Origin of the sequence: Streptomyces axinellae, from assembly GCF_039532135.1 — a bacterium.
In the GTDB taxonomy this organism is placed as follows: Bacteria; Actinomycetota; Actinomycetes; order Streptomycetales; family Streptomycetaceae; genus Streptomyces; species Streptomyces axinellae.
Genome location: NZ_BAAARJ010000003.1, coordinates 241,417 through 254,541, shown reverse-complemented (window position 1 = coordinate 254,541; position 13,125 = coordinate 241,417). Strand labels below are relative to the sequence as shown.

Here is a 13,125-nt window from a genome sequence, read left to right as displayed (position 1 = left end):
GGGCCGGGGTTCACAGCGAGATCTCCGGGCGCAGCCGGTCCAGCGTCCACACCTGCTTGCGGCGCGCGGTGACCGCCGTCAGGGCCAGGGCGCCCACCGTGAACGCGGCCAGCACCGCGCACGCCCGCCACACCGGCCACAGTTCCCCTCCGGTGATCAGGTGCCGCAGCCCTTCGACGACGTAGCTCATCGGCAGGAACGGGTGCAGTGCGTTGAAGAACCCGGGGCTGGTCTGGATCGGGTACGTGCCGCCGGCCGAGGTCAGCTGGAGCATCAGCATGGCCAGTACGAGGATCCGCCCGGCGGGCCCGAAGCGGGCGTTGAGGAACTGCACGATGCTGGTGAAGCACGCCGTGACCAGCAGCAGGAAGCCCACCGTGCCCGCGCCGCGCGCCATCTCCAGGCCCAGCCCCCAGTGCAGCACGCTCATCAGCGCGGCCACCTGGGCGACCCCGATCGCGGCCACCGGAAGCCAGCCCGCCAGCGCGATCCGCCAGGAGGGCGCACCGGCCGCCAGCGCCCGCCTGTTGAGCGGCTGGAGCAGCATGTACGCGATCATCGCGCCGACCCAGAGCGAGAGCGGAATGAAGTACGGGGCGAATCCGGTGCCGTAGTTGGGCGCGGTGTGGGCCTTTCCGGAGTGGAGGCCCACCGGGTCGGCCATCACCCCGGTGCGGTCGGAGCGCTCCTTCTTGCCGTAGTCGGGGATCTGTGCGGCCCCGTCGTGCAGTCCGCCGGCCAGCTTGCCGGAGCCGTCGGCGAGCTTGACCATGCCGCCCTTCAGCGAGCCGGCGCCGTCGGTGAGCTCGCCCAGGCCGGTGTCGAGTTCGGCGGCCCCGCCCTTGGCGGTGCCCAGCCCGGTGTGGAGGGTGCCCGCGCCCTTGGCGACCTGGTGGGCGCCCGTGTTGAGGGTGTTGATCTGGCGCACCGCCTGGTCCATGTCCTGCTGGAGGTGCGGGGCGCGCTTCGCGAGGAGGGTCGCCTTCTTGTCGAGGTCGTCGAGGTGGCCGCCCAACTCGTCGAGGTTCTTGCCGTTCTTGACGAAGCCGTTCACGTCCTTGGCCACCGCGGCGGACCGCTCGGCCGCGTCGGCCGCCTTCTTCAGCTCCGTACAGGAGCCGTCGGCGCCGGGCTCGGCGGACGGCGTCCCGGACGTGGCCGACGGTGCTCCGGGCGAGGCCGAGGGAGCGGCGCCCTGGGGCGAGGTGCCGGACGGGCCTGCCGGGGACGGTGTGCCCTTGCCGCCCGACGGGGCGCCCTTGCCGCAGCGTGCCTCGTACACCGTCGAGAGGGCGTTGGCCGCCTCCCGGGAGTCGGTCTGCGCCCGCTGGGCGGCGCCGGGCAGCTTGTTCAGGTTCTCCTTGAGGGTCTTGCTCGTGCGGGCGACACCGCGTGCGGCCTTGCCGATCTCGCCGCTGTGCTCCCTGAGGAAGGGCCGGACGTCGTCGGCGGCGCCGTTGACCTTGTCGGCCAGCTTCTGGGTGCCCTTGGCGACCTTCCCCGAGCCCTTCTTGAGGGAGCCGGCGCCCTTGTAGAGCTGTGCGGTGCCGGTCTTGAGGCTGCCGCTGCCCTCCTCCGCGTCGCCGAGGCCGCTCTTCAGCTTGCCCGCGCCCTTCTCGGCCTTGCCGATGCCGTCGCCCAAGTCGTCGGCGCCCTTGGCGGCCTCGGCCGTTTTGCCGTGCAGTGTCGAGAAGTTGAGGTAGATGTTGTCGTAGAAGCCCCGCGAGACCTTGCTGGAGGCGGCGGCCCGCACCTCGGAGAAGACGCTGCGGGATATCTGCCCGACGATGTAGTTGTTGGCGTCGTTGGCCCGCACCTTCAGCGCGCCCGTCTCGGGGGAGTCGCCGGAGCTGGAGGAGACCCGCTCGCTGAAGTCGCCGGGCACGGTCAGCGACAGGTAGTAGCGCCCGTCCTCGACGCCCTCGCGCGCGTCGGCGGCGCTCGTCTCGTGCCAGTCGAAGGAGTCGCTGTCGTGCAGCCCCCGCACGATGGAGTCCCCGGCGGCCACCTTCTCGCCCTTGACGGTGGCGCCCTGGTCGTCGTTCACCAGCGCGACCGGGATCTTGTCGAGGCGGTCGTAGGGGTCCCAGAAGGACCACAGGTACAGCGCCCCGTACAGCAGCGGCAGCAGCAGCATCGCGGCCATCGCCGCGCGCGGCAGCCGCCCCCTGCCGAACCGCTTCAGCTCAAGCGCGGCTAGCCTCGGCGAGCGCATCGGCCGCCCCTCCCTTTCCGTTCGCGTCGTCCCGGCCGTCCCCGTCCCCGTCTCGGGCGGACCGGTCCTCGTGCTCCTGGCCGCTGTCGGTGTTGCCGTCGCCCTCGTCGCTCCTGGTGGCGTGCGTACGGACCAGCACGGCGCCCAGGTCCTCGGGCGGCGGCTCGCTGCACACCGCCAGCACGGTCGTCCCGGCGTCCGCGAGTGCGCGCAGCCGTCTCCAGGCCGCGGCGCTCTCCTCGTCCGACAGCTTCAGGTCCAGGTCGTCCACGGCCAGCAGGCGCGGCTCGCCCAGCAGCGCGAGCGCCAGCGAGAGCCGCAGCGCGGCCGGGCGCTCCAGCTCCCGTACCGGCGTGCGCCCGCCTCTGGGCAGGGTGTCCAGGTCGAGGCCCGCCGCCTCCAGCGCGGCCTCCAGGCGGGCCCGGCTCGCGGCGGCGCGTTCGGCGCGCGGGCGCAGCAAGGTGCGTACCGGGCTGCCGAACCGGCGCTGGAGCAGGACGCGTTCGCGCAGCTGCTCGGTGACGGTCAGCGCGGGATCCAGGTCGTTGACGCCGGGGACGGGGCCCAGGGCGCTGATGCGGCGTACGGCCGACAGACGCTTGGGCAGCGGGTGTCCGGCGACCTTCGCCCGGCCCTCGCTCGCCTTCATCCGGCCGGTGAGCGAGAGCAGCAGGCAGGTGCGCCCGGAGCCGGAGGGCCCCGCCAGCGCGATGAGCGAGCCGGGTTCGGCGGCGAAGGTGATGCCGCCGAACACGGGTCCGCGCGGCCCCTGAAGTCCGAAGTTCTCCGCCGAGACGGCGGCTCCCCACGCCTGTGGCACGTCCCCTCCCTCTCTCTTTGGACTGACCGGTCAGTCCAAAGTATGCAGCACGCCGCGCCACCCGGGTCAAGCGGCCCCCGCCGGGTGCCCGCCGGCGCGGGGTTTGTGCAGGTCAGAGCCGATTGTCAGTGGCATGCATCACGATGTGCGCGTACAGCCGGTTCTTCTGAACCGGCAACCGCCGACGGGAGGTTGATTCACGTGATGCGACCTTCTCGGGGAGCGCACCCGGCGCCCCCGCAGCCGACCCAGCCGTCCGCCAGCCGTACCGACCAGGTGCACGACATCCACCCCGTGCTCCGCAGAGCCACCGCGCCGCCCGCGGCCCTCGACCTCCTCGCCCAGGCCCAGCACGGTCTGGACGAGGCACAGGCCATGGAGACCGCCAACGAGCGCTACGCCACCGCCCACCTCGCGGCCCTGCGCACCGCCGCCGCCGTCCTCGCCGTCCGCGCCGGGCCGGGGGCGGCGGGGGCAGCGGGGACGGCACCCGCCCGCGGGCGCGGCACTCCTCCCCGTGGCCCCCGCCGCCCTCGTCGCCCCGGCATCCGCAGCGCCTGGGACGTGCTGCCCGAGGTCGCGCCCGAACTGGCCGAATGGAGCGCGCTGTTCGCCTCCGGGGCCCAGCGCAGGGCCCGCGCGGAAGCGGGCATCAAAGGGGCCGCCGACTGGCGCGCTGCCGACGACCTCGTCCGGGACGCGGGGATGTTCCTGCGCTTGGCCGAGCGCATGCTCATCACCCAGCCCGCACTCCCACGGCCCCGCGTCGCCCCCGGCGACGAGCAGCACACCCGGCACCCGCCCCCGGGGCGCCGCGCGGGATGAGCGCGCGGCCCGGGCCCCGTCCGGACCGCGCCCGGTCCGTCCGAGCGTGCGTGCGCGGGAGCCCGGGCGGGGCGTGTGGCGCGGGTGGCCCGCGCCCACCGGGCGGCCCGGGCGGGGCCCGAGGCAATAGGGTGGGAGTGCCCGTCACAGAGCCGAGGAGCAGCCGCATGTCCCGCCCCAGCGCAACCCTCCGTACAGCCGTGGTCTGGGACGTCCTGCGAGGTGCCCTCGATCGGCGCGTCAAGCTGTCGGACCGCGCCGAGCTGGACGTCCTCGACACCGGCGGCGGCACCGGCAACTTCGCCGTGCCCGTGGCCCGCCTCGGTCACCGCGTCACCGTCGTCGATCCCAGCCCCAACGCGCTGTTCGCGCTGGAGCGGCGCGCGGCCGAGGCCGGCGTGGCCGACCGGGTGCGCGGCGTGCAGGGTGACGCCCACGGCCTCTTCGACGTCGCCGAGCGCGGCGCCTTCGACGCCGTCTTGTGCCACGGCGTCCTGGAGTACGTCGACGACCCGGCCGACGGTCTGCGCAACGCAGTCGCGGCCCTGCGCCCCGACGGCGGCACGCTCAGCGTCCTGGCCTCCGGGCTCGGTGGAGCCGTGCTCGCGCGGGCGCTTGCCGGGCACTTCACCGAGGCCCGCCAGGCCCTCACCTCGGCCGACGGCCGGTGGGGCGAAGGCGATCCGATGCCCCGCCGCTTCACCCCTGAACAGCTCACGGCCCTGGTCATCGCCACCGGCCTGGAGGTCGTCTCCGTCCACGGCGTACGGATCTTCGCCGACCTCGTTCCCGGCGCCCTCGTGGACACCGGGACGGACGCCCAGGAGGCCCTCACCAGGCTGGAGGCCGCCGCCGCCGAGCTGCCCGACTTCCAGTCCGTCGCCGGTCAGCTCCATGTCCTAGCCGAGGTCCGGCCCCCGGCCGCCGGGGGCCGGACGGCCTGACCGCCACTCCCCGGGGCAGTTCCGGCTGCTCTCGGCCCGCCCGATCATCAGCTACGCGCCGTATGATCGAGGGACACCGTCCGGCATGGCGGAAAGGTGGCGAGGGAATGTACGGAACACGTCGCTCGGCGCCACCGCCCGGCATGTCGGGCTTGGTAGGAGGAATTGGCGTAGAGGGCGGGTTTCACGGGGGCGATTCCCTGCCTATCCTTGAAGAGTCGCATCCGGTCGCCCCCGCGACCGACGAGTAGGAGGACTCCGTGCCGCTCTCTGAGCACGAGCAGCGCATGCTCGAGCAGATGGAGCGAGCGCTGTACGCCGAAGATCCCAAGTTCGCGACAGCGCTCGAAGGAAGTGAGCTGCGACGGTACACCCGCAGGCGGGTCTATCAAGCGGTCGCGGGCTTTCTGGTGGGTATCGCGCTCCTCATGGCCGGAATGGTCGCCAAGCAGATCTGGGTCAGCGTCGTCGGCTTCCTCGTGATGCTCGGATGCGCTGTGCTCGCGGTGACCGGCTGGCGGAAGGCCCCGAAAGCGGGCGAGCAGCAGGGCGAGGGCCAGGCGGCCCAGGGCGGTGCCGGGACCGGTGCCTCGGGCGGTGCCAGGAGGCAGTCCGGTGGACGGCAGCAGTCCAGGGGACGCCGGTCGATGATGAACCGCATCGAGGAGCGGTGGCAGCGCCGCCGCGATGAGGGCCAGCACTGACCCGTACGTACGTACCTCGCGCGCTGATCCCTCTCTCCACCACGTGGCCCCCACCGGGGGCCACACCCATGTGCGGCCCTTTTCCTCTCCCGCCACATTCCCTGCGCCCCGCCGCCCCCTTCTCCGCCGGGACGGTGCTCGGCACCGCCCGGTCTCAGCGCCGTCTCACCTTCCCGCCGCCGCAGCGGGAAGGTGACAGCGAGGGGCTACTTCGCGAGGCGGGGTTTGCGGACGCCGGGCCACCGGGCCCGCACCGCACCGAGCCGGCGGGACGCCACCCCCAGGTACCGGGCCGTGGACGGCGGCAGCACGAGCGCGCGCAGGCGGATCCCCCGTGGTGCGGCCTCCCGCAGCCCGCTCCGTACGCGGCGGACCGCGTCGGCGAGGTCGGCGCCCGGTGAAACCCGCGGCTCCGCCGCGTACAGCACCTGCTCGACCGCGAGGGCGAGCCCCCGCGCCGCCTCGGCCGCCTCGGGGCTCAGCCGGCCGATGCGGGCCAGCCGTTCGGCGGCCGTGCGCGGGGTCGCGGAGGGTTCGGGGACGACGCCGTAGTCCCAGCCGGTGTCGATCAGCTCGTGCCAGGCGTCCAGTACGCCGGTCACCGCCGCTTCGGAGCCGTCGGGGCTGTCAGGGGCGCGGGGGCGCAGTCGGCGGGACCGTGTGCGTACCCGCAGCAGCAGCGGCAGCAGGGGCACCCCCAGCACCACCAGTGCCGCCGCCGCGATGGCCGCGATCGTTCCCACGGGTGGCCCGTCGCCGCCCTTTCCGGAGCCGGCGCCCGGGGCCGGGGCGCCGCAGTCGGGGTCGGCGCGCTTGTCCTCGGCGGAGCAGGTGGCCGAGGGGGAGGTGCTCGGGGTGGGGGAGGCTGTCCGGCCCCGGTCGGGGAGGCGCTCGGCGGGGTTCTCGTCGGTGTCGGGGGAGTCGGGCTGGGCGTACGAGGGGGTGGTGCCCCGCGTGGGGGTGGGCTCGAAACGGGTCCAGCCCACGCCTTCGAAGTACAGCTCGGGCCAGGCGTGCGCGTCCTGGAGCCCGACTTCCATCGTGCCGTCGCCGCGCGCGGTCCCGGGGGTGAAGCCGACCGCGACGCGCGCCGGGATGCCCAGGGTGCGGGCCATCGAGGCCATGGCGAAGGAGAAGTGGATGCAAAACCCCTCCTTCGTCTCCAGGAACTTTGCGATCGCGGCCGTGCCGCTGCCCGCCTGTACCTGGGTGTCGTAGGTGAAGCCGCCCTTTTCCGCGAACCAGTCCTGGAGCAGTACGGCGCGCTCGTAGTCGTTCTCGGCGCCGCTGGTGACCTTGCGGGCTGTCGCGTTCACCACGTCCGGCAGCGAGGCGGGGACCTTGGTGTACTCCCGCTTGAGGCCGGGCGGGGGCGCGGGGGCGTTGCGGAGCTGGTCGGCGGTGGGCCGGACGAGCAGGCTGTCCACGTCGTAGCGGGCGCCGCGCGTGGTCTGGCCCTGGTAGCCGACCAGGGTGCGGCCCTCCGGCTCGAAGCGCCACTTTCCTTTGATGCGCACCTTGTCGGCGGGGTAGGGCATGGGCAGCCAGTCCTGCGAGTACCAGTCGCTCGCCTGGATGGCGCTGCGGATCTTCGTCGTCCGCACGCCGGGTGCCAGCCCCGCCGGGGTGGGCATCGGATCGGGGGGCGCCACGATGCGCCGCTCGGAGGGCTTCCACGCGGAGCCGTCGAACTTGTCCAGCGCGACGATGCGCATGTACAGCTCTTGGGTGTCCTCGACGTTCGTCTCGTAGGTGAGGGCCGTGCGGTTCTCCGGCTGGTTGAGGCTGTCCTGGAGCGCCACGAGCGGGTTGACGGCCGAGACCGTGCCCCCGCCCTCGGCCCGGCGCCCCCCGTTGCCGCCCGCCGCATCCAGCAGGCCGCCGCTGAGGGAGGGCAGCGCAGCGGGCACCACCAGGGAGATCCCCAGCGCCAGCGCGCCGATGCGCCGCCCCGTGCGCACGGGGGCGATGGCGGTGCCGCCGACCGCGCCGGGCTGGTGCGGGGCGGAGCCGGGGCGGGACCGGTCGGCGAATACGCGCCCCCACTGGGACAGCCGCTCGCGCCCCTCCGCCAGCAGGAGCAGCAGATAGCCGCCCGCGGCGCACAGGAACCACAGCCAGCGGGCGCCGCCCTGGGAGAGCCCGGCGGCGACCGAGTACAGGGCCAGCAGCGGCAGCCCGGCCGGTGCCGCGCTGCGGAAGGTGACCGCGAGCACATCGACCAGCAGCCCGATGACCAGCACTCCGCCGACCAGCAACAGCCGGATCCCGTCGGTGACCGGCGCCGGTATGGCGAACCGGCTCACATCCTGGGCGCCCTGCGCCAGCAGCGTCCCGAAGTGCTGGAAGACCTCCGGCGTCGGGAGGAAGGCCGCCGGCGCGACGTCCCGGGCGAAGACGGCGGTGAGCAGCAGCAGCGAGGCGAGGAACTGGAGCAGTACCGTCACTGGCCGGGGGAGCGGTACGCGGCGTGCGGCGGCGCCCACCCCGGACTGCGCCCCCACCAGGAGGGCGGCCTGGAGCAGCCAGGTGGCCGGGTTCACCAGCGGCAGCAGCGCGCAGGCCGCGGCGACCGTCGCCAGCGCCGCGCAGAAGGCGAGCCGTCCTCGTCCGCTCATCGCTCCCCGTCCCCGCCGCTCATCGCGCCCCGCCTCTGCTGCCGCCGCTGCCGCTCATCGTTCGCCGTTTCCGCTGCGGCTGCTGCCGTCGCCGCTGCCGCTCGTCGTGACGCCGCCGCTTCCGTTCATCGCTCCCCGCCCCGCAAGGTGTCGTCCGCCGCGCGCCACAGCGTGGCGAGCGGCACGCCGGGGCCGCCCGGCAGCGCGGTCCATCCGGCCTCGCGCAGGCTGCGCAGCGCGGCCTCCTGCTCCGGCGGCTCCGGAGGCACCGGCTCCCCCGGATACCCGTGCTGCCCCGGTTGCCCGTGCTCTCCCGGCTGTCCGGCGGACGTTGCCATGCCCTGGCTCTCGGCCGCCGGGGCCGCCGGGAAGGGAGCGTGCACCGGGGCGGCGGGTGCCGGGACGGCGTGGAAGGCCACGGCGCGGTGTGAGCGCTGCCGCATACGGCCCACCGTGAGCGCCTGTTCCTCATCGAGCGTGCCGAGGAACGCCACCAGCAGCCCCTCGGTGCCCGCCGTGCCGCCGCGCAGCGCGTGGAAGGCGCCGGCGAGGTGGGGTTCGGCGGAGTGTCCGACGACGGCGAGCGTGTCGAGGAGCAGTCCGGCCATGTCGGAGGAGTCGGCGACGAAGCCGCCGTTCTCGGCGCCCGGCACCATGGCGCCGGTGTCGGTCACCAGCCGTACGGAATAGCCGCGCTCCAGCAGGTGCAGACAGACCGAGGCGGCCCCGGCGACCGCCCACTCGAACGGGGAGTCGGGCCCGGAGCCGGTGTATCCGGCCTGGCGGGTGTCCAACAAGACGGTGCAGCGGGCCTGTTGGGGCTGCTCCTCGCGGCGCACCATCAGCTCGCCGTAGCGCGCGGTCGAACGCCAGTGGACGCGGCGCAGATCGTCGCCGTGCCGGTAACCGCGCGGGATCACATCGTCGTCACCGGCCAGCGCCAGCGACCGCTGCCGGCCCTCCCCGTAGCCGCTGGTCTCGCCCGACAGCCGGGTGGGCGGCAGCGGCTCGACGGGCGGTACGACGGTGAGCGTGTCGAACGTGCTGAAGGAGCGCGTCAGCTCGCACATCCCGAACGGGTCCGTCAGCCGGAGCTGGAGCGGCCCGAGCGGGTAGAGCCCGCGCAGGTCCGAGCGCACCCGGTAGGAGACCTCGCGGCGACCCCCGGGCTCGATCCTGTCCAGCACGAAGCGGGGGCGGGGCCCCAGCACGTAGGGCACGCGGTCCTGGAGCATGAGCAGCCCGGTGGGCAGCCGCGAGACGTTGTCCACCCGCAGGTGTACGCGGGCCTCCGAGCGGGCCGGAACCCGCGAGGGCGACAGCCGCCGGGAGCCCGCGACCCGGTGGCGGGTGCGGTGCAGCACCAGGACGCACACCAGCGGCAGGACCGCCAGCAGCATGCCGACCCGCAGCAGTTCCTGCTGGCCCAGCGCGTAGGCGCAGAGCGTGGCGGCCAGCCCGGCGGCCAGGAAGGACCTGCCGCGCGTGGTCAGCCCGCCGAACGCGGTGCGCAGCGAGCCTCGGCTCTCCGTTCCGGCATCCGCGGCCGGGCCGTTGTGGCCGGGGGGCCTGGAGGGGGCGGGGGGAGCGGTGGGGGCGGGGTGGTGGCCGGCCCCGGCGGCCGGGCCGCCGCCCTGGCCCGCGTCCGGTGCGGGCGGTGCGCCGGGAGCCGGTCCGAAGGCCATCAGTAGCCCCGGGGCTGTCCGGTCTGCGGCTGCCCCGGCTGCCCCGGCTGCCCGGGCTGAGGGGACGGCCGGCCCGGCTGGTGCGGCTGTGCGTACGAGCCGCCCGGCACACCCGGCCTGCCCGGCGCCGCCGGGGGCGGGCCCATGGCCGGCACCGGCACGCGCTGCACGATCTCCGCGACGACCTGCTCGGCGGTCCGGCGGTTCAACTGGGCCTGCGCGGTGGGCAGCAGACGGTGCGCCAGCACCGGCACGGCCAGCGCCTGCACATCGTCCGGCAGCGCGAACTCCCGGCCGACCAGTGCCGCCGAAGCCTTCGAGGCGCGCAGCAGATGCAGCGTCGCGCGCGGCGAGGCGCCCAGCCGCAGGTCGGGGTGGGAGCGGGTGGCGGTGACCAGTTCGACGGCGTACCGGCGTACGGCGTCGGAGACATGCACCCCGCGCACCGTGTCGATCAGCTTGACGATGTCGTGGGCGTGCGCCACCGGCTGGAGGTCCTCCAGCGGGGAGGCGCCGCCGTGGACGCCGAGCATTTCCAGCTCGGCGGCCGGGCTGGGGTATCCGATGGAGATCCGCGCCATGAAGCGGTCCCGCTGCGCCTCGGGCAGCGGGTAGGTGCCCTCCATCTCCACCGGATTCTGGGTGGCGACGACCATGAAGGGGCCGGGCAGCTCGTGGGTCTGCCCGTCGATGGAGACCTGCCGCTCCTCCATGGATTCCAGCAGCGCCGACTGCGTCTTGGGCGAGGCGCGGTTGATCTCGTCGCCGATCACGATCTGCGCGAAGACGGCGCCGGGCTTGAACTCGAAGTCCTTGCGCTGCTGGTCGTAGACGCTGACCCCGGTGATGTCGGAGGGCAGCAGGTCGGGAGTGAACTGGATGCGCCGCACCGAGCAGTCGATGGAGCGGGCCAGCGCCTTGGCGAGCATGGTCTTGCCGACGCCGGGCACGTCCTCGATCAGCAGATGGCCCTCCGCCAGAAGGACGGTGAGCGAGAGCCGGACAGCCTCGGGTTTCCCCTCGATCACCGACTCGATGGAGCGGCGTACCTCACCCGCTGTGGTGCTCAGCTCGCTAAGGTTCGCCCGCTCGTCATAGGTCGTCACCGGCCCTCCTCGGCCCCATCCCCGCTGTACGTACCCGCTGTCGCTGTTCCGCTTCCGCGAGTTGTGCTGTGTGTGCTGCCGCGCATTCTTCACGGCGACAGGGCCGTTCGTCACTCTCCCCGGGGCACACCCGGCCCTGCCGGCCCGCGTCCCACGGGCCTGACGGCACGAGGACGCTCGCACGGGGACGTTACGCCGCTCCGCCGCTCCCCGCCGCGCGGACGGGAAGCGGCAGGGAGCGGCGGAGCGCCTGCCCTACGCCGGATCGACTTCCCGCAGCAGACCCGTCGTCACATCGAAGACGAAGCCGCGCACATCGTCCCGGTGCGGGAGGAAGGGCGAGGTGCGTACGCGCGCCATCGACTGGCGCACATCCTGGTCCAGATCCTTGAAGGACTCGACGGCCCAGGACGGCCGCTGGCCCACCTCCAGTTCCAGCTCGTGCCGGAATTCCTCGGTGAGGTTGAGCAGCCCGCAGCCGGTGTGGTGGATGAGCACCACCGAACGGGTGCCGAGGGCGCGCTGGCTGATGGTGAGGGAGCGGATGATGTCGTCGGTGACGACGCCTCCGGCGTTGCGGATGGTGTGACAGTCACCCAGCTCCAGGCCGAGTGCCTCGTGCAGGTCCAAGCGCGCGTCCATGCACGCGACGATGGCGACGTGCCGGACAGGGCGGGCGTCCATGCCCGGGTCGGTGAATTCCTCGGCGTAGCGCTCGTTCGCGGCGACGAGCTGATCGATGACGGCGGTGGCGGAGTCGTCCTGGTCCGGACGGGAGCCGTTCCCGGGCTGGGCGGGCTTCGGCTGAGGTGCGGATATCGACATGTGTACGACGGTAGACGCCCACGAGGTAGAGAGCCTGTTCAGAGATCGGTGAAAACGGTCAGACCGAGCCGATGTGAGGTAACCCACAAGGACTACACGGGCATCCCCCATCCGGCGGACACACCCCTCGTGACCCGGATACCGGCCCCCGCCGTGACGCGTGCCGTGACGCGCCTCCTCCCGTAGTTGACCGAGGGGACGAGTGGACTAAAGTGACGCGAAGTGGGAGGCGCAACTCTCCCCGAGGACCCCCGATTCCCCTCGCGTGCGCGGGCGCGCACGTGCGGCTCGGCCTCCTCCCGCTCCCGGCCCCCCGGCGCCGCATCCCGGCGGCGGCGGGCCACTCCCCTTCGAGCGGGCGGGGACCAAGGAGCATGTGCACCAGTGCCCGCCAGATCTGAGAGGGCACATGACCACCAACGAGCGGCCCATCGGCGAACTCCACAGCCCGGTCATGCTCCGGCGCACCCTGGACCTGCTCGCACCCGCCCTCGCCGAGCCCGGCGCCACCGTTGTCGACTGCACCCTCGGCCTCGGCGGCCACAGTGAGGCCCTGCTGTCCACCTTTCCCGCGGCGCGGCTCATCGGCCTGGACCGCGACCCGGCCGCGCTGGAGCTGGCGGGGGAGCGCCTGGCCCCCTACGGCGACCGCGCCACGCTCGTCCACGCGGTCTACGACGAACTCCCCGAGGTGCTGGAGCGCCTGGCCGTGCCCCGCGTCCAAGGCGTCCTCTTCGACCTCGGCGTCTCCTCCCTCCAGCTCGACGAGGCCGAACGGGGCTTCGCCTACGCGCAGGACGCCCCGCTGGACATGCGCATGGACCAGACCACGGGCCTGAGCGCGGCCGAGGTCCTCAACACCTACGCACCCGGTGACCTGGTGCGCATCCTGCGCGCCTACGGCGAGGAGAAGCAGGCCAAGCGGATCGTCGAGATGGTCGTCAAGGAGCGCGCCAAGGAGCCGTTCAGCAACAGCGCACGGCTGGTCGAGCTGATCCGCGACGCGCTGCCGCAGGCCGCCAAGCGCACCGGCGGCAACCCCGCCAAGCGCACCTTCCAGGCGCTGCGCATCGAGGTCAACGGCGAGCTGGCCGCCTTGGAGCGGGCGCTGCCCGCCGCGCTGGAGGCGATCGCCGTCGGCGGCAGGATGGCCGTCCTCTCCTACCACTCGCTGGAGGACCGGCTGGTCAAACAGGTGTTCGCGACCGGCTCCACCAATTCGGCGCCCCCGGGACTGCCCGTCGTCCCCGAGCAGTACCAGCCCCGGCTGCGGCTGCTGACGCGCGGCGCCGAACTGCCCTCCGACGAGGAGGTCGCCGAGAACCGCCGGGCCGCGCCCGCCCGGCTGCGCGCGGTCCAGCGCATCAGGGAGGCGAGCTGATC

At 73.7% G+C, this 13,125-nt stretch carries 10 protein-coding genes; 4 read left to right on the top strand and 6 right to left on the bottom strand.

The window, feature by feature from the left end; all coding sequences use genetic code 11:
- Positions 1–10 precede the first annotated feature (10 nt).
- Positions 11–2,215 (bottom strand): YhgE/Pip family protein, encoded by a 2,205-nt coding sequence (locus ABD339_RS05645; RefSeq protein ID WP_344562773.1) that lies wholly within the window; start codon positions 2,213–2,215, stop codon positions 11–13.
- Positions 2,187–3,035 (bottom strand): ATP-binding cassette domain-containing protein, encoded by an 849-nt coding sequence (locus ABD339_RS05640; RefSeq protein ID WP_344562771.1) that lies wholly within the window; start codon positions 3,033–3,035, stop codon positions 2,187–2,189. The genes ABD339_RS05645 and ABD339_RS05640 overlap by 29 nt, the downstream gene beginning before the upstream one ends.
- A 204-nt stretch (positions 3,036–3,239) precedes the next feature.
- Between ABD339_RS05640 and ABD339_RS05635 the strand changes: the two genes are divergently transcribed.
- The 3 genes from ABD339_RS05635 to ABD339_RS05625 all read left to right on the top strand — a co-directional run bounded on the left by ABD339_RS05635 (position 3,240) and on the right by ABD339_RS05625 (position 5,508).
- Entirely contained in the window at positions 3,240–3,860 is a 621-nt protein-coding gene (locus ABD339_RS05635; protein ID WP_344562769.1) for an SAV_6107 family HEPN domain-containing protein, read from the top strand.
- Between the two features lie 167 nt (positions 3,861–4,027).
- Entirely contained in the window at positions 4,028–4,804 is a 777-nt protein-coding gene (locus tag ABD339_RS05630; RefSeq protein WP_344562767.1) for a methyltransferase, read from the top strand.
- A gap of 260 nt (positions 4,805–5,064) precedes the next feature.
- On the top strand, positions 5,065–5,508 hold the full coding sequence (locus ABD339_RS05625; protein WP_344562766.1) for a DUF3040 domain-containing protein: 444 nt from the start codon (positions 5,065–5,067) through the stop codon (positions 5,506–5,508).
- Positions 5,509–5,714: 206 nt separating this feature from the next.
- Here the strand turns inward: ABD339_RS05625 and ABD339_RS05620 are convergent, their stop codons facing one another.
- The 4 genes from ABD339_RS05620 to ABD339_RS05605 all read right to left on the bottom strand — a co-directional run bounded on the left by ABD339_RS05620 (position 5,715) and on the right by ABD339_RS05605 (position 11,742).
- On the bottom strand, positions 5,715–8,126 hold the full coding sequence (locus ABD339_RS05620) for a transglutaminase TgpA family protein (RefSeq protein ID WP_344562765.1): 2,412 nt from the start codon (positions 8,124–8,126) through the stop codon (positions 5,715–5,717).
- Between the two features lie 125 nt (positions 8,127–8,251).
- On the bottom strand, positions 8,252–9,811 hold the full coding sequence (locus ABD339_RS05615; RefSeq protein WP_344562764.1) for a DUF58 domain-containing protein: 1,560 nt from the start codon (positions 9,809–9,811) through the stop codon (positions 8,252–8,254).
- Positions 9,811–10,917 (bottom strand): AAA family ATPase, encoded by a 1,107-nt coding sequence (locus ABD339_RS05610; protein WP_344562763.1) that lies wholly within the window; start codon positions 10,915–10,917, stop codon positions 9,811–9,813. Before ABD339_RS05610 ends, ABD339_RS05615 begins: the two co-directional genes overlap by 1 nt.
- A gap of 255 nt (positions 10,918–11,172) precedes the next feature.
- Positions 11,173–11,742: a beta-class carbonic anhydrase gene (locus ABD339_RS05605; RefSeq protein ID WP_344562761.1), complete on the bottom strand. Its 570-nt coding sequence runs from the start codon at positions 11,740–11,742 to the stop codon at positions 11,173–11,175.
- 409 nt (positions 11,743–12,151) lie between these two features.
- On the opposite strand from ABD339_RS05605, the gene rsmH reads away from it, so the two are divergent.
- Complete coding sequence (gene rsmH, locus ABD339_RS05600) at positions 12,152–13,123, top strand: 16S rRNA (cytosine(1402)-N(4))-methyltransferase RsmH (RefSeq protein ID WP_344562760.1); 972 nt, start codon at positions 12,152–12,154, stop codon at positions 13,121–13,123.
- Positions 13,124–13,125: the final 2 nt, after the last annotated feature.

Excerpts from the sequence above, each read along its gene's own strand:
- ABD339_RS05645 (WP_344562773.1), bottom strand. The coding sequence starts at position 2,215 with ATGCGCTCGCCGAGGCTAGCCGCGCTTGAGCTGAAGCGGTTCGGCAGG.
- rsmH (WP_344562760.1), top strand. The coding sequence starts at position 12,152 with ATGACCACCAACGAGCGGCCCATCGGCGAACTCCACAGCCCGGTCATG.
- ABD339_RS05620 (WP_344562765.1), bottom strand. The coding sequence starts at position 8,126 with ATGAGCGGACGAGGACGGCTCGCCTTCTGCGCGGCGCTGGCGACGGTC.
- ABD339_RS05615 (WP_344562764.1), bottom strand. The coding sequence starts at position 9,811 with ATGGCCTTCGGACCGGCTCCCGGCGCACCGCCCGCACCGGACGCGGGC.
- ABD339_RS05630 (WP_344562767.1), top strand. The coding sequence starts at position 4,028 with ATGTCCCGCCCCAGCGCAACCCTCCGTACAGCCGTGGTCTGGGACGTC.
- ABD339_RS05635 (WP_344562769.1), top strand. The coding sequence starts at position 3,240 with ATGCGACCTTCTCGGGGAGCGCACCCGGCGCCCCCGCAGCCGACCCAG.
- ABD339_RS05605 (WP_344562761.1), bottom strand. The coding sequence starts at position 11,742 with ATGTCGATATCCGCACCTCAGCCGAAGCCCGCCCAGCCCGGGAACGGC.